Consider the following 16,797-nt stretch of genomic DNA (forward strand, 5'->3'; position numbering starts at 1 on the left):
CGATAATCACAAATACGGGGGGAGCCCCTTGACTGTTGAGGTTGCGCAATGTGAGAGCCCAATTTATCAGCGCCATCGTTACCCTGACCATGATCGGTGTGACGACTTATGGATTTATAGAGTGGGACGCTGGCGAGCGCGCACGCCGGGATGCGGTGTGCAAGGCAGCGAAGGAACACAAGGAAACAGTGGAAATTCGCGCGCGGGCGATGGCTGCCGGATTATCTGTTGATGCTTATGCCGAGGCAGAGAAGGCGGAAGTCGGCAAATTGGTCAGTTCCCTGGATAACGCGAAGAATGATGCAGAGGTTGAAGCGGTCATAGACGCCCACGCCGCCGAGTTGCAGGCGCAGGACGCCGCCACCGATGCGGAATTGAAAAACCAGGGGAGCCAGCAATTCCTCGAACAGAAGTTCAAGGAACAGCGGATAAGCACGGACATCAAGCAGGAAATTGAACGCGCCGAGAAGGCGGTGGCGGACGCCTGTAGTTAGTTCAGGCTGCGGTTTGTTTCCCTTTTATGGCGATCCAGCCTAGCGTGTGCAACAGCTTCGATGAGCAGCTTTATCCCCGTGAGCTCGCTTGATTACTGCTGCGGCGCAACCATCCGGAAGCGGATATTGATGTCGTCGGAAACGACGGTGTCGCCCCATTCACCCTCGCCGACCTTGAAATCGCTACGCTTGAGCGTTAACCGGCCATCGAAGATCCCGATGGCGTTCTCCTCTTTGAGCAGGACTGGAACGGCCACCTCACGGGTGACGCCCCTGAGCGTGAGTTTGCCGGTGATCGAATAGCGGTTGTCACCCAGCGTTTTCACGCCGGTCGACTCAAACGTCGCATCCGGGTACTTCTGCGTGTCGAACCAGGCAGGCTTTTGCAGTTCGGTGTTGGCGTCTTCGCTGCCGGCATCGATGCTCTCGAGCTGGATGGTGAGCGCAGTGTGGCCCGCTTCGGGGTTGGCCGTGTCGAAATCAAGCGTGGCCTTGAACGTGCCAAACGTGCCGTACACCCGCGAGCTGAACTGTTTGTAGGTGAATGAGATCATGCTGGCGGTTTCATTCACTTGCGTGTATTCGGCCGCTTCGGCACAGGGAAAAAAGCCGAAGACAAGCGCAGCAGCCAGTACGGAAAACGACGGGAATCGAGAATTCATGGAGCGCTCCAGTCGTGGCCCACGCGGGCCAGCGATAGGTGGACTAAAGCAAAGAACCTTTGTTTATTCCACCTCGGACCTGGACTTCCGACCACCTGTCGGCCAACGCGACTCATCGCCCGATGCGGCCGCCCGCGCAGGTATTTAATGAATCAAGCACTCATCGCATCGGGAGACTGAACATGAAAATCGTCGTCATCGGTGGCACCGGGCTGATCGGCAGCAAGCTCTGCCAGAACCTGCAGGACCTGGGGCATGAAGCCCTGGCGGCATCGCCGAGCACCGGCGTCAATATCATCAGCGGCGAAGGGCTGACGGAGGCGTTGAAAGGCGCGGACGTGGTGGTCGACGTGTCGAACTCACCCTCCTTCGAGGACCACGCGGCGTTGCACTTCTTCGAAACCGCCGGGCATAACCTGATCGCGGCGGAGAAGATCGACGGCGTCAAACACCATGTCGCCCTGTCGGTGGTCGGCACCGAACGGATGCTCGACAGTGGTTATTTCCGGGCGAAGATGGCCCAGGAAAAACTCATCAAGAAGTCAGGCATTCCGTACACCATCTTGCGGGCCACGCAGTTCTTCGAGTTCATCCACGCCATTGCTCACTCCGGGCGTGAGGAAGGCGACACCATCCACTTGACGTCCGCCGCGCTGCAACCGGTGGCCTCGACCGATGTCGCGGCGGCACTCACGGACATCGCGCTGAAAGCGCCGGTCAATCAGACCGTCGAAGTGGCCGGCCCTGAAAATCGACCCCTCATCAAGTTCGCAAGTGATTACTTGAAGCATACAAAGGACCCGCGCCAGACCGTGTTGGACGACACGGTTCCTTACTTTGGTGCGTCGATCAATGACCAGTCGCTGACACCAGGCGCCAATCCGATCATCGGTGCGACGCGGTTTCAGGACTGGCTTGAGAGCCACTAGGCGACAACGCCAGATCAAATGGTAAGGCGTGGCCGTTGCGCTAGACCACCGCCTCCAGCGAGCCCACGCACAGAAAAATGATCAATGAGGTCAGGATCCATTCCCTGCTCATGGGCAGCCCGGACACTTTCATCAGCAGGCCAGCTCTACGCCTGGCATTGCGATTAAATGCCTGCCAACGATGCTGCCGAAATTTCCGTAGCCACCGATCACTATTACCCTGAGTGTCATTCAACGCTTTCCTTGACCAGATCGTGTAACCAACCGCCCGAAACCGGGAGCGGCAGAGCCTTGCTTAATTCGAATGGGCAGGCAAGCAGCTTGCGCAATTAACTGCGCCTCATTTTCGGTATTAGACGCTTGCGAAGTGACAAACAATAATGGGGCTTCCTTATAACCAAGCACCCATAAAATAGATAAACCCCGGCAAAAATCGACTAAACAACTGTCAGTTCTTACAGGTTCTTCCAAGTCTAACCTCGATTACCCTTAAACAGTACGTTGCGACAAATCACTCACAACTGTAGTCGAAAGGAACTCAAATTATGAGCGAACGGCTAAATTCAAATAATAAGTGGGCTCGCACCCAAACAGCTTTCCACTCTCAATGGGGAAATCAGAATCAAGTTGTGGAAGTTCGCGATTCAGATTCCAGCCCCCAAGACGGTGAGGGCGAGTGGCATAATTGTTACGCTCACACTAAGGTGGGTTGGTATTTCATAAATAATATTTTTGTCAGCTCATCTCAAATGTTCAGCTACCAGAAAGCCATCCCAGCGGGCAAACTATTAAATCCCAAACCTGCAAAAATAAAACTCATCCTCTGCGAAGGAGATGAAATACACCAATATTATGAAATCATGGTGGACATTAACAACACTAGCTTCGAAGAACTGAAAAACATGATACCTGAATTTGCAAAAGAACATTTCATCAAAAGCATTAACTATGAAGTTCTTGCAATGGGTGGAACTGACACAATCACTCGTGAGATTGTAGAAACAACCAACGCGCAAACCTACATAGAAAAAGAAGCACTGGGTAGAAAGCTATGGAGTGCATCTCATAAAGAACCATGCGAGTACTACCTGAGTGGAAAAAAATTCACAGAAAATGAAAAAGTAATCAACATCACAGATGGCCCATATGATTTATTGACTTGGTTTCATTACTGGAAAGACACGATAGTTGTGGACATGAGAAGAACAGGGAATGAGCAAATTGGAGGCATTACGTGGTGGGAATGGGTACTTGGCGCAGTCTGTAAATAACACACGCAAAATCGGGTGAACACGTAGCGCGTCCTCATTGAGAATCTGGATGCCGCCGCAGGCAATCGCGCCCATCGCGAACTCTTCATGGGAAGGAACGCCCAGCTTGCGCACCAGCATCAGGTCGAGGCGGATCTCCAGCGCAGCAGCCACTTCATAAGCCACCGGCACTCCGCCCTGGGGCAAGGCGAGGATGATGACGTCAGGGCGATGCGCGTATTTGCGCAACGGTTCCACCAGACGCCGACCGACAGCGGCCCGGTCCTGCAGGATGGTGGGCCATTGGAAAACCTCCCAGGCGATCACGCCTGTCGGTTCGCGGCTCGGGTCACTCAGGATTGTTGGTCGGACAGCGGCTTGCATCAAGTTCAGACCTGAGTTACCCGCGGCGTCAGCGCGAAACTCATACAGGGCTCTTCACAGAGGTATTGAATACCTGGAAGCATGCGGCCTTTTTACTTAAAACCAAGCGACCTCCTTGATGCAGGCTTTTATGATCACCTGCACTAAGAAGGTCGCGCTTTTCAGGCTCAGGACAAGCCCGCAAGTTTTACGCAGTGAACCGGCCTATCGTGCGCTCGCTACTGTCCCCGGAGAAATAACGATGGCGTCCTGTGTTTTCAGACGCTGAGTCAATGCCAGCATCGTTAGGAAGCCCAGTGCAATCAGGAGCGGATATGCCATCAACAGTTCTGAGAGAGAGTATTTCCAGGCCAACGGGCGACCGACACCCAGCATGGCCGCATACATCCAGGACACGGCCGACAGCGAGCCACAGAACAGCGCCATCATCCGTGCGCTGAACCCGAGATTGAGCAACGAGCCGGCCTTTTGCAGCGAGGGCAGTACCAGGCGATGCAACATGAGGCCGTTATAACTCAGCAACACGACAATAATTACTTTGGCGTGAAGCTTCGGATTCATAAAATAATTCATACCTTTTTCGAGGTAATCAATACCGATGATAGCGGCACCCGTCACCCACAACGCTATCAATGCAGCGATGACCGACTTCTGCAGACTTTCCATGTGAGCATTATCATGCTCCGTGAATGTTTTTCGTTTTAACAAGTCTCTGACCATCGCAACATCACTGGTCAATACCAAACCAATGGCCACACAACACGACACTAAATGAACGTAAATAACGCCCAATCGCAAAAATTCCATGCACTCTTTATTTTCGAGCAGGCTCATGATTGTATTTATCGCCACGGTACTTTCTCCACCTTATTCGATAGTACAGATCGATATTAAACAGGGTATTAAACTCTTCGAAACCCTGCGCGATCTTACTTTTATAAGATATGCCAACTCATCGACTTGGCACTGCTTAGCCCATTGGTTCGCCTGGCAAATCAATGACCGGCTTATTTGTTGCCTCCTGAATTTCGGGTAAAAAAATCCCCATTAGCATTCAATGCACATGAGGTTAATTTTCCACTTCTTTTCTGCGGCTGCAGGAGCAGGTCTTGGGTGACGTGCTGCAGGATCAGAGGCCAGGGATCCCGGAATGTTCATTTTTTGAGCAGCGCACCGACAAACGGCGGTTATTGTGAACGTCTCACGCGCCGGTACTAACGTATCAACTTCTCTGTCAGCCCCATGACAACTGGTCTAGTGAATTACAGGGATTTCCAATAGTGTTCATTGGATCCATTAGTTGTTAGGTTACTTACGAAAAGTGCAATAACGATCTGCTCGCATTTAGGACTTCTGCCACTGAAACAGTCATACTTTTACCATTCCACTCGCCGAGAAAAGTGAAGACCTGATTACTGGCGGAACTTGCGTCGCAGGTCCGGACATCAATCAGGGACAGATCGTTGGGGTCGCTCCCCTACACCAACCTCTCGATCTTCTGATGCTGCCAGACCATTTTGTAATACGCCGTCTGCAACACCAGCATCCCCAGATACGCTACCGGAAACGCCATCCACACGCCCTCCAACCCGAACCGCGCGTCCAGCACATACGCCACCGGCAACTGCACGCCGACCACGCAAAAAATCGAAATCGCCATCGGCACCAGCACCGAACCGCTGGCGCGCATGATGCCGCCGACAATCGCCTGGAAGCCGAACACCAGCAGACTCCAGAGCATGATGTGCAACAGATGCTCAGCCTTCGCCCGGGTGGAATCCTCCGTGAGAAACAACCCCAGCAACCAGTGCGACAGCAGATAACCCAACACCACCAGGCCACCGGTCAGGCACACGTTGATCAACAGCCCGGTGCGCAGAATCGGCCCCATTCGCTCAAGGCGCCCTGCCCCGATCGCCTGAGCACCAAGGATCGACGCCGTGATCGCAATCGACAACGCCGGAAACTGCACGTAATTGACGATCTGCGTCACCGCGCCATACGCCGCCGTCGCCTGCGAACCGTGCTGATTCACCAGCGCCAGGATCACCAGCTCCGACACCGACAACACCACCATCTGCAACCCGGTCGGCAAGCCGATGCGCAACACCTTGCCGAGAATCACCAGGTCCAGGCGCATCGCCGCAAACATCTCCCGATCCGGCGCCAACGGATGCCCCTTGCGAATCAACCGCCACGCCAGCCACCCCATCGCCGACAAATTCCCCGCCAACCCGGCATACGCCGCACTCTGAATCCCCATCATCGGCAACCCGAACCAACCGCGAATCAACGCCGGCGTCAGCGCCAGCCCGATACACGTCGACACCACCAGCGCGATCAGCGGCGACACCGTATCGCTCACCCCGCGCAGCAGTTGAGTGAAGAGCACGTAGACCAGCAGCGACGGCATGATCCACATCATCACGTGGGCGTAGGACACCGCGTCGTCGAGCACGTCGGGCGGTGTGCCGAGGCCTTGCAGGGCGGGCCTGGCGAAGACGCTGCCCACTATCGCCGCCACTAGGCCGATCATTGCGCCCAGCAGCAAAGTGGTGCCGGCGATGGTTTTCACCAGATGCGGTTCACGCGCGCCCCAGGCTTGGCCGATCAGCACACCCGCCCCCGCGCCGAGGCCGATGACCAGGGCGATGAAGAAGAAGACGATGGGGAACATGCCGGAGACGGCCGCCAGGGCTTGGACGCCCAGCATTTGGCCGATGTAGATGCTGTTGATCGTGCCCGACATGGATTGGAGGAAATTGGAGAGGACCATCGGAGCGAGGAAAAGGAGGTAGGTTTTCCAGAGGGGGTGTTGAGTGGTGGGGGTTTGCATTGAGGTTCCGTCTCGGGGCGGGGCTGGCGGTGTGCAAATTCTACGCTAGGGAGCCGACACCAACGCGCTCCGATTTCGAAGATTTAAAATCAATGAAGTTGCCGTTGCCTCTGTAGTTCCCGCTTCAACCAGATGCTTGCCGGTTCTACGCCTTGCGAACATCGCACCTCATACTTGGAACCCGTAAACATTGTCAGCCGATTTATTGATTGGCTATGTCAGCCAGGGTTGATACCAGCCGCTCGACAGAAGTCGCCATTCAATCCCGAGCAATCTTGTCATTTGCCAAGGCTTAGGGCAGGGTCGATACCACTGACATCTCTGCCAAAGGAGTCACCCATGTCCAAGCTATATCCCAGTATCGATCCCGAGGGGCTGGTCGAGTACTCAGTGGTCTACACCGACCGCTCGCTCAACCACATGTCGCAGTCGTTTCAAGGTGTGATGAAGAACATCTCCAAGACCCTGAAACAGGTCTACAACGCCCAGGCTGTTGCGGTGGTCCCGGGCAGCGGCACATTCGGCATGGAAGCGGTGGCGCGACAGTTTGCCACCGACCAGCAATGCCTGGTGATACGCAACGGCTGGTTCAGTTATCGCTGGAGCCAGATCCTTGAGATGGGCAACATCCCGGCGGCCACCACGGTGCTGAAAGCCCGACCGGTCGAGACGGGTCGTCAGGCTGCCTACGCCCCACCCCCTCTGGACGAAGTGCTGGCAGCCATTGAGGCGCAGAAACCGCAGATTGTCTTCGCCCCCCACGTTGAAACCTCATCGGGGATTCTCCTGCCCGACGAGTACCTGCGGGCCGTCGGCGACGCCGTGCATGCGGTGGGTGGCCTGTTCGTGCTGGACTGCATCGCCTCAGGCACGCTTTGGGTTGATATGCACAAATGCGCAGTCGACCTGCTGATCAGCGCACCGCAGAAAGGCTGGAGCGCCTCCCCTTGCTGCGCCCTGGTGATGCTCAGTTCTTTGGCCCTCGAGCGCATCGAGCAGACGCAAAGCAGCAGCTTCGCCTGCGACCTGAAAAAGTGGCTACAGATCATGCAGGCCTACGAACAGGGCGGACATGCCTACCATGCGACCATGCCCAGCGATTCCCTCGCGCGATTTAACGAAGTGATGAAAGAGACGCAAGCCTACGGTTTCGACAAGGTCCGCGACGAACAACAGGCTCTGGGCGACCGGGTGCGCGCAATGTTGACCGGCAAAGGCATCAAAAGCGTGGCCGCAGCCGGCTTTCAAGCCCCTGGCGTAGTGGTGAGCTACACCGATGATGCCGACATCAAGAGCGGCAAGAAATTTGCCAGCCACGGCCTGCAGATCGCCGCGGGAGTGCCGTTGCAATGCGACGAGCCGGCCGACTTCCAAACCTTCCGCATCGGTCTGTTCGGACTCGAAAAGCTGCACAATATCGAGCGCACGGTCAGCACCCTCCAGCAGGCACTGAACGAGGTGATGGTTAACTAAGCCCTCATCTTGCCCGCAACACATACCGAACTTGTGAGTTCACGGAAGGCATCCCCGGACGTCATGTCAGCACCATAAGGGAAGCCCGTGCATGCGTCTTGCTGACACGGGCGCCCTTCAGCGCAATCAGAAAAGGTTTCCAATAAAACCTTTCACGGGGCGGCTGTATGACCTGGATCGACCCTCACACCTGATCCACAGCCTCGACCACGCCCTTATCCTCACCCAGAAACCCGCCGCTTTGATGGTGCCAAAGCCGCGCATAAACACCGTTCTTCCCAAGCAATTCGGTGTGAGTGCCCTGTTCGATGATGCGCCCGTCATCCATGACGATAAGCCGGTCCATGGCCGCAATCGTGGACAGCCGATGGGCAATCGCGATCACGGTCTTGCCCTGCATCATTTCATCAAGGCTTTCCTGAATGGCGACTTCGACTTCCGAATCCAGCGCGCTGGTGGCCTCGTCAAGCAGCAGGATCGGGGCGTTCTTGAGCATTACCCGGGCAATCGCGACGCGTTGGCGCTGGCCGCCCGACAGCTTGATGCCGCGCTCGCCCACAAGGGTGTCGTAGCCAGTGTGACCTTGCCGGTCGCTCAGTTGGCTGATGAACCCATCAGCCTGGGCACTGGCCGCGGCGCTGCGAATTTGCGCGTCGGTCGCATCGGGACGGCCATAGGCGATGTTGTCGCGAATGGAACGGTGCAGCAGGGAGGTATCCTGCGTGACCATGCCAATGGAGCCGCGCAGGCTGTCTTGCGTCACGTGTGCGATGTTCTGGCCGTCAATGCAAATCTCCCCGCTGTCGACGTCATAGAAGCGCAGCAGCAAGTTGATCAGCGTGGATTTGCCGGCGCCAGAGCGGCCAACCAGGCCGATTTTTTCGCCTGGGCGGATGTTCAGGTTCAGGCCATCGAGCACCTGGCGTTCGCCATTATAGTTGAAGCTCACATTGCTGAAGGTTACCGCCCCGCCGGAGGTCACCAGCACGCCCGCGTCCGGCGCATCCTGCACCTTGGCGCCCTGGGTCAGCGTCGCCATGCCATCCTGCACAGTGCCGATGCTCTCGAACAACGAGGTCATTTGCCACATGATCCAGTGCGACATGCCATTGATACGCAACGCCATGGCAGTGATTGCCGCTACGGCACCTGCGCCGACCTGACCCTGATGCCATAGCCACAGGGCATAACCACCGGCTGCCATGATCAACGCCACCACCAAGGCCTGGTTGACGATCTCGAACTGGCTGACCAGCCGCATCTGGCGGAAGCCGGTTTGCTTGAAATCCTCCATCGCCGCACGCGCGAAGTGCGCTTCACGATTGGAGTGGGAGAATAGCTTCACCGTCGTGATGTTCGTGTAGGCGTCCGAGATACGCCCGGTCATCATCGACCGCGCATTGGCCTGTTCCTGCCCGACTTTTCCCAGACGGGGCACGAAGTACAGCATCGCCAGCCCGAACAACACGATCCAGGCCAGGAAAGGCAGCATCAGTTTCAGAGCGAAGCCGCCGGCCAGTGCAATGATCGCGATGAAATACACCCCGATCCCGGGTGCGATCTCGATAAGGGTGAATAGCACGTCGCGCACCGCTAGCGCCGTCTGCATCACCTTGGTCGTGACTCGGCCGGAAAACTCATCGGAAAAAAACGAAAGGCTTTGTCGCAGCATCAGGCGATGGAAGTCCCAGCGCAGCCGCAACGGCAAGTTAATCGCCAATATCTGGTGCTGCACCATGGTGCGCAACGCCACCAGCCCGACACTGGCCACCATGACGATGCCCATGCCCCACAACACGCGGCTTTCCTGTTCTGCCGCTTCACCGCCGGCCTGCCAGGTCGAGAGCAGGTCCACGACCTGCCCGAGGAAGGAAAACAGCCAGGCTTCGTAAATCGACACACCGGCACTGAGCAGCGCCAGTGCAAGGATGTAACCGCGGGCGCCCCGGGTGCAGGCCCACAGGAAGCGAGCCAGGCCCTCGGGCGGCGGCGGTACCTCGTCAGGAGGAAAAGGGTCGAGTCTTCGTTCAAACGCACGAAGCATGGTGGTCTCCAAAACGATCAAGTTGAGGGGGATTCTGCCATTGATCGGTTGCCTTGAGGGTTTTGCGACGTTGAGGTCGCTCGTGAACAGCACAAGGCCGCGACAACGCAATGCGTTGCAGCGGCTAAGCTTTTTCTAATGAACCTCGTCGTTCAAGGGAGACTCCATGAGCAGCGCCCCCCTGTCTGAACTGGATGCCGCGCTACCCGGTCTGGCGCGCAAGATCCGCGTACTGGATGCCCTGTCCTGGCCGGTTGGCGTCGAGGAAGTTTTCCTGGCGCATTGGCGCGCAGGGAAAGCAGCCTTGCCTGAAATCGAGCAGCACCCACGCGAGCACAGCGCCGACATCGCCGCCCTGGAAACCTTTATTGGCCGCTGCGATGAGGGGCATCCGGCCGGGAACTACCTCGCCATGACAGCGCGCAGTTATGCCACGGCCGGACGCATGCTCGGTGCGATTGGCACGCCCGCCTTCACTCAATATTCATCCGCGTTGTACCGGCGCCCGGATTTCTATTATCCGAACCAGAATCTCAGCATGCTGGACGCGGCCAATTTCTTTCTCACCACCACCGACGCCCTGCTGGGTGGTGCCCGGATTCCACCGACTCAGGCTGAAATCCCGGCCGAGGCATTCGCCGCCTGGATGCAGCCGGAACTGGACCGTTTCTTCGGCGAAGGCCGGGTCACGGTCGTACTCGATCCGACCCTGGCTGCCAAGGCAATCGCCGGGTCCAGCCGCATTCGTCTGCGTAGCGGCGCACTGTTCTCTGAACTGGACAAGAATCAGCTATTGCAGCATGAGGCCTTCGTGCATGTCGCTACCGCACAAAATGGCGCGCTCCAGCCCAACCTCAAAAGTCTGGGTTTGGGAGCGCCACGCACGACTCAAACTCAGGAAGGCATTGCCACCCTCGCAGAACTGTTCACTGGCAGTATGGACATCAGCCGATTGCGCCGCCTGGCCCTGCGCGTGCTGGCAGTTCAGCAAGCGTTGGATGGCGCCGATTTCATACAAGTATTCGAGGGTTTTCTTGCCGCCGGCCAGTCGCAAGAGGAGTCCTTCCGCTCAACCCAGCGGGTCTTCCGTGGCGCCAGCCTGCGGGGTGGTTCGGCGTTTACCAAGGATGCCGCCTACCTGACAGGTTTGCTGGGTGTCCACACCCTGCTGCGCATCGCGATCCGCGACAATCGACCCGAGCTGGTGGGTCATTTGTTTGCGGGACGCCTCAGCCTGGCGGACACCGTACGCCTGGCTCCTCTGTTCGATTCCGGCTGGCTGCAAGGGCCAACCCACCTACCGGCCTGGGCCTGCGATCTACGTCTGCTCGCCGCCAACCTGGCCTTCTCCGCTTTTATCGCCCAGATAAAACTGGATGTGCTCGATCTGGAGGTGCTCATGGCCTTTGCCGATGAACACGAAAACAATGCCAGCGCGATGTGATCACGGTACCGATACATTCGCCCTGTTTCAGGAGGGAAAAATCATGCGAAGGACTATCGCAACGGGAGCGCTCTTGCTGGCCTTGGGCGGGTGCGTAACATCACCTATGCGGGTTTCTGATGCCCGGCAAGTGCCGCCCGACAAGATGTACGCGATCAAAAGCCAGGGTACGGAAGACCCGGGACGCCTGACCATTCTCCGTGATGACGGGTTTGTCGGTGCGGGGTGTGACGCCATGTTTTACATTGAGGGTCAGCGCGCCGCCAAGATAGGTCCCGGTCAAAAGGCATCTTTCCTTTTGCCGGCCGGTGAAGTGAATCTCAGCACCGGGCTCGCCGAGTCTGGATTATGTGCGGGGGCCGCGATCAAAACGGTTGTGGCCAAGATCAAGTCAGGGAAAGAAGTGGTTTATCGAATCAACTGGGATACGCAAGGTTTCGACTTGGGGCCCTACGTTGAATATGGACGTTGAGCCCAGACGGTTACGGCCTGTTTCGCACGCCAGACCACCTCTCCTGTTCCGATGTTGTTTTATTTCAGTTCCGTTCGTATCTCGGTTCCGGGTACGAAAAGTTTACCGGGATCATCGACCTTCTTCAGGTCAACCAAGGCTCGGCAAATGCAATGTGAGAATTGCTTCTGCAACGTTTCGGGGTCTTGCCATGCCATTTGCGAGGCTTGCAAATGTTGTGCTTCGGACGACTTATAGCAGACACAATTGTCCAGTCGGGTGACGCCATTGTCATTGGTGCTCTGACACGCAGTGGTCAGCAAAGAGATCGCGACGAGCATTGCGCAACGTTTCATTGGCTCCCCTCCGAGGCTGTTGTGAAGGGCTGACGTTCAAGATCGGGTTGGCAGTTGTAACGACGTGGTGACCGCTGAAGGCGGTTAGACGCCATGGCCGCAAAGCCTAATCTGCTCAATAAGCCCGACAGTAGAAGGAAGCTTAGCTCTCATTTTGCGTCGCTCCATTCACTGGCTGTTTTTCTCCGATCCCAGTTAATAAAAGGCCCGTATTCAACACCACCTTCCTACTTGGCTATTCCGCAGAGCGTGGCAGCTTTGGCATAGACAACTGTCCGGTTTGATCTAGCCTTGAATGAGATCACGCGGGAGAAAAACCCATGCCCCTCGCTCTCAGAAATCTATCCGCCCTTGCGTTGGGTGCCTTCTTTTGCACAGCCGCGTGGGGTCAAGAGGTAGCAGACACCCATCAGCCACCGGCCATACTCCCGGTGGAGTCTGAGACGGGACCAAAACTCATTGCCTATCCGCCGCTCCCCGCGCCGCTGGCCCGCGGCGTTGTCATCATCCAGTATCGAACTGAGCACGCCCGGATCATGCCGGTATTTGGCAAAACGGCTGTTGAGGTATCACCACGGCTCGGTCACCTTCACGTGACCGTCGACGACTGGAAAGGTACTTGGGCGCACACCAGTGAAGACCCGATTATTTTGGTCGGACTGACTCCTGGCGCTCACAAGGTGCTTCTTGAGGTGGCTGATCCTAGTCATAAGATTTTGACGAGTACGGTGGTGAGTTTTGAGGTTCCGGAGAAGAAGCCGTGAAGCAAAGGGGCTGACTTATTTCGGTCACGCCATCATCTTAGGTAAATCTGAGAATCATCTGGCCGGCCTCCTCACCTTACGATTTAAGGGCTATATGGATTCGAGGTGGCACATATCGCTTGTTTAATGGCCATGCTAATCCTCGCCTCAATTCCTACCATAATCTCGGAATTGGCTCCTTGCCCGCCTAACACGATGAAGCTTATAGTCCGCCCCGTCGCCCAAAATGGCGATTCAGGTTTGGCGACCTGACCATAGAGAATGCGAAGGCTATCCGCTTGATTGCAGGGGTCAACGCACCCGCAAAGCCGCTATTATGGCGGCTGTGCGCGGGAGACCTTCGGGTCTGCCGGTTTTCTCTGTGCCGGTTCGCCAACCTGCGCACAGCTGTCACCCAATCGTTTGGCGACGACTGAGTGCCGGCCTTGAGCCAATCAAACAGAGATCTTCAAATGAATAGATACATGCCCCTCACCGGAATCGACCTGATTCCGGCCTCACTGCTCATCGATACCGAAGCACCACTCGACGTCCTGCAAGCCATGGCTGACTACCGCATCCGCACTGTCACGCAGGTGCTGGAAAACATCGCCTTCCGCGCCGAGCTCGGTTGCGACACGGTAGTGTTGACGGACTTTTCCAAACTGCTGGCCATTCCATTGCGCGATGGCTGTGATTTGATGGATGTGATCGGCCGACGCTTGCGGGCGCACGCGGCGGAGTAAATGAAAACGGGCGTCGAAAGCGCCCGTTTTTAGTCCGACGACAAAAAAGCTCACTTTGCTCTACGGTATCACTATTATTTGCTTCCGGACGTCTCGAAACAAACAGCTTAGTCAACCAACTCTGGATCAAAAATCTCATGCTGATCAACGATAATATCGAGTGATCTATATAGCATTTTATGGACTTTAAAATGCTCCGCTCGTTTAATTTCCCCTCTTGTTACTGACGCCTGATCTACGTACGACCAAATATATGTATCTAAGGAACTAGCCTTCAAACCAACAGCTCCAACTCTGTATAGACATGAAAGCATTGCAATCAACAAGTCAGATTCTTTAACGCTGCTGTTTGATTCATAGTATTTTTTAACTGTTGCCACGCAAGGGTCACGAGAATCTCCTGCACTCAAACAAATCATAACCTCTTCTAAAACAGTGTCTTTAACCATGGATTTAGAGAACGTAGCTTTTATATTACGTAAAACCTCAACAGTTTCATCGAAGCTTGGAAAAACATTACCCCACTCTTCCTTTAGCGACTTTAGCCGTTTTTCGGAATACTGTGCCTCAGCAGCAAGCAAAGCTCTCCAAGATATTCTTTCACGCTCATAAGCTATCGAGAAACACTCATTAACAAACTGAAGTACATCTCTAGGCCTCCTAAGCGTGCGCTCAATTATGAAATCTATTGCAGTTTGCCCTCCCCCCTTTCTAGGTTTAGGAAAGAGATCATTAATACTCACTAGCTGCTTCGTATATTGACTCTTAAATACCTCGTTAATCCTTCGCTCAATCATATTCGTCAGATCTTCAGTTGACCACTTGAGACTCAACAAGTAAGACTCATACTTTTCTTGTTGAAATCCTGAATCACGAGTTTTATCAAACACTTGATCCAAAAGATCCTCTCTTAACGCAGCAATGATTTTTACCTGCCTTATTTTTCTAAAACTTTTTATCTCTTCAATTAGAGCCCTAATAAATCTAACTCTAGTTTCAGTTGCCGCCCACTCTTCATCTAGATGATCAATAAGAATAAAGAATTTTTTCTGAGGATCAGAAAATGAGTGCTCAGATAAAAGCTCTAACACCTCGTTTAATTTTCTTATCTGCAAACTACTTACAACCTGACTAGCCCTCTGCTTTACTTCAACTCGCTCCTGCTCAGAGAGTCTGCGCGCTCCGTCAGATGAAAGATTAATCCCGGCATACTTCAAACCAATTGAGCTCTTTGTATCAGTTTCGAGTTTTTTTGTAATTTCCTTTAAGTGCTCATCAGTATCGAGCCAGAAACTATTACCCCACTCATTAAAATACTCAACAGCTTTTTTCTTTGTAACGTCCCGACTAAACGAACTAAAAAGCCCATCAATAAATCCTTTGCTGTCGCTCTCTGATTTAATGTCGTATCGAAGCTTCAAAAATTCGACAGTTAGCACATGCCTCCACAACAGGCGATAGAAAAGATCAAGACTTACACCCAAAGCATCGAAAAACTGAACAATATCAGAGCTTTCCAAAAATCTAACCGATACATCATTAGGGTCTAGTTTCACATGCTTTTGCGTCGTCTTCGCTATTTTATAAAGAAGCGCACTCTTCCCAGAACCGGTTCGCCCCAGAATAATAGATGCGGGAGAATCAACATCCATGACCTGTTCCAAATACCCATTATCTATAAAGCACTTGTTTAGCAGATCTGCGTCTGCTTCCGCATCCAGAGCACCAACTTTGAGATTTCTTGTGATTTTTAAATTCTTCTCATCCATGATGCCCGGCCCTCGGAAATTAAACCAGAATAGAATCTTACACTTAAGAAATACTATATCCAGACGCCTTCAAATCCTTAATCACACTGTAAGCAATCTCCTCAATACTCTCATTGAATTTTTTATAAATAATTCCACTAACATCACTTGGCAGAGTGACATCACCTGTATACAAGCAACACACTCTAGAGCGCCCAAACTTTCCCACAAAATATCCAAACTCAAATATTACATTTGGACGAGCCCGCAACTCTTTTTTACGCTCTGAATCCGGCTTTCCTTCCTCACTCGCTAAATATGCTACTTCATCGGGTGTTAGCAAAATAAATACATAACCTACATCACTGTGTTTTTCAAACTTCTCGATAACTGTAAGCCCTTCATCTGCCTGCCTATGCAGCACCACTGGCTCCAAACCTACTTCAAGCAAGAAAACCTCTAGACTAGTTTTAGCAACCTCATCGCGACCATGTACCACGAAGACTTTTTTGGAGCGCTGCTGTTTTTCAGCGGTAGAATCAGCTGACTGTAACGATTCCAACACCTTATTTTCGTCAATTGGAATAAGTTCAACCCTTTCTATTATTGAGTCGATTCGATGTATTTTTCCATCAACCTTTTTATAAGCATCAGCAATTTTTTCACCCAGTGATGGCTCCCTCATTGCAATCGAACCTACGCCCCAAAAACTATACTCTTGCGCCAACTCATCCGTATTAAAAAGCTGCTTTAGCAACTCATTATTGAATGCATCCCACTTTTGATAATCTTTCAACAAAAGATCGTATGCCTCACGCGTATCGACCTTCCTTTGCTTGAGCTCCAGCCCTTTTTCAATTCGCTCCCCGAGCCTTCCTTTTGCTTCATCGCGCGAACTCATCAATTTTAAAGGAGGCGGACTGATTTGCTGATTCACTCGCTTCGTAGCCATAAATCCCCTTCACTAAGCCATGGATGAAGTCATTAACACTAGCAAACCACCAACCCTATACCTAGACACTTTGCAAAGCTCTAATTTATCTTTCAGTTTCAACAAGTTATGTTTAAGCGCCTATGAGCCGTTAAAAGTGACGCTCAGAGATAGATCGTAGTTCATATATCAACACTTGCAGCCTGCACTTTGCAAAATGACTGATTAAATCGGCCCAATTTTATCCGCGGAGCACAAACAAAACGGGCGCCTTGTCGGGCGCCCATTTTGTTTGTGCTCCGGAAT

General features: G+C 53.7%; 14 protein-coding genes and 2 pseudogenes. 8 read left to right on the plus strand and 8 right to left on the minus strand.

Translation table 11 applies throughout. The features are described 5' to 3' along the window. The first annotated feature begins 35 nt into the window (after positions 1–35). Positions 36–494, plus strand: a complete 459-nt coding sequence (locus ACA060_RS16550) for a hypothetical protein (RefSeq protein WP_497311827.1) — start codon at positions 36–38, stop codon at positions 492–494. Between the two features lie 92 nt (positions 495–586). Here ACA060_RS16550 and ACA060_RS16555 read toward each other — a convergent pair whose 3' ends face one another. Then, the gene (locus tag ACA060_RS16555) at positions 587–1,156 is read right to left on the minus strand and encodes a YceI family protein (RefSeq protein WP_497311828.1); all 570 of its coding nucleotides are present in this window, start codon (positions 1,154–1,156) and stop codon (positions 587–589) included. A gap of 182 nt (positions 1,157–1,338) precedes the next feature. Between ACA060_RS16555 and ACA060_RS16560 the strand changes: the two genes are divergently transcribed. Then, a complete protein-coding gene (locus ACA060_RS16560) occupies positions 1,339–2,085 on the plus strand; it encodes an SDR family oxidoreductase (protein ID WP_497311829.1) in 747 nt (248 codons plus the stop codon). Positions 2,086–2,140: 55 nt separating this feature from the next. Here ACA060_RS16560 and ACA060_RS16565 read toward each other — a convergent pair. Beyond that, a pseudogene (locus tag ACA060_RS16565) lies at positions 2,141–2,224 on the minus strand (DUF2269 domain-containing protein); the annotation flags it as partial. Positions 2,225–2,630: 406 nt separating this feature from the next. On the opposite strand from ACA060_RS16565, the gene ACA060_RS16570 reads away from it, so the two are divergent. Continuing rightward, positions 2,631–3,356: a hypothetical protein gene (locus tag ACA060_RS16570; RefSeq protein ID WP_497311830.1), complete on the plus strand. Its 726-nt coding sequence runs from the start codon at positions 2,631–2,633 to the stop codon at positions 3,354–3,356. Here ACA060_RS16570 and ACA060_RS16575 read toward each other — a convergent pair. The 3 genes and pseudogenes from ACA060_RS16575 to ACA060_RS16585 form a co-directional block, all read right to left on the minus strand. Next, positions 3,351–3,659, minus strand: a pseudogene (locus ACA060_RS16575) (phosphoribosyltransferase); the annotation flags it as partial. The gene ACA060_RS16570 and the pseudogene ACA060_RS16575 sit on opposite strands and share 6 nt — an antisense overlap. 264 nt (positions 3,660–3,923) lie before the next feature. Continuing rightward, positions 3,924–4,571, minus strand: coding sequence for a hypothetical protein (locus ACA060_RS16580; protein ID WP_109632419.1), 648 nt, complete (start codon positions 4,569–4,571; stop codon positions 3,924–3,926). 625 nt (positions 4,572–5,196) lie between these two features. Then, a complete protein-coding gene (locus tag ACA060_RS16585) occupies positions 5,197–6,555 on the minus strand; it encodes an MATE family efflux transporter (RefSeq protein WP_497311831.1) in 1,359 nt (452 codons plus the stop codon). A gap of 339 nt (positions 6,556–6,894) precedes the next feature. Here ACA060_RS16585 and ACA060_RS16590 point away from each other — a divergent pair, with 339 nt between their 5' ends. Next, positions 6,895–8,028 (plus strand): aminotransferase class V-fold PLP-dependent enzyme, encoded by a 1,134-nt coding sequence (locus ACA060_RS16590; protein ID WP_497311832.1) that lies wholly within the window; start codon positions 6,895–6,897, stop codon positions 8,026–8,028. Between the two features lie 184 nt (positions 8,029–8,212). On the opposite strand, the gene ACA060_RS16595 is transcribed toward ACA060_RS16590, so the two are convergent. Further along, positions 8,213–10,072, minus strand: a complete 1,860-nt coding sequence (locus ACA060_RS16595; protein WP_497311833.1) for an ABC transporter ATP-binding protein — start codon at positions 10,070–10,072, stop codon at positions 8,213–8,215. Between the two features lie 166 nt (positions 10,073–10,238). Here ACA060_RS16595 and ACA060_RS16600 point away from each other — a divergent pair, with 166 nt between their 5' ends. From ACA060_RS16600 to ACA060_RS16615, 4 genes are all read left to right on the plus strand, one after another. Further along, positions 10,239–11,516, plus strand: coding sequence for a peptidase MATCAP family protein (locus ACA060_RS16600; RefSeq protein WP_497311834.1), 1,278 nt, complete (start codon positions 10,239–10,241; stop codon positions 11,514–11,516). A gap of 43 nt (positions 11,517–11,559) precedes the next feature. Then, the gene (locus ACA060_RS16605) at positions 11,560–11,988 is read left to right on the plus strand and encodes a hypothetical protein (protein ID WP_497311835.1); all 429 of its coding nucleotides are present in this window, start codon (positions 11,560–11,562) and stop codon (positions 11,986–11,988) included. A gap of 655 nt (positions 11,989–12,643) precedes the next feature. Continuing rightward, on the plus strand, positions 12,644–13,087 hold the full coding sequence (locus tag ACA060_RS16610; RefSeq protein WP_497311836.1) for a DUF6130 family protein: 444 nt from the start codon (positions 12,644–12,646) through the stop codon (positions 13,085–13,087). Positions 13,088–13,539: 452 nt separating this feature from the next. Continuing rightward, on the plus strand, positions 13,540–13,812 hold the full coding sequence (locus tag ACA060_RS16615; protein WP_497311837.1) for a hypothetical protein: 273 nt from the start codon (positions 13,540–13,542) through the stop codon (positions 13,810–13,812). Between the two features lie 107 nt (positions 13,813–13,919). Here the strand turns inward: ACA060_RS16615 and ACA060_RS16620 are convergent, their stop codons facing one another. Beyond that, positions 13,920–15,581, minus strand: a complete 1,662-nt coding sequence (locus tag ACA060_RS16620) for a P-loop ATPase, Sll1717 family (protein ID WP_497311838.1) — start codon at positions 15,579–15,581, stop codon at positions 13,920–13,922. A gap of 43 nt (positions 15,582–15,624) precedes the next feature. Then, complete coding sequence (locus ACA060_RS16625; RefSeq protein ID WP_497311839.1) at positions 15,625–16,497, minus strand: TIR domain-containing protein; 873 nt, start codon at positions 16,495–16,497, stop codon at positions 15,625–15,627. Positions 16,498–16,797: the final 300 nt, after the last annotated feature.

Source organism: Pseudomonas sp. LBUM1671 (assembly GCF_059695685.1).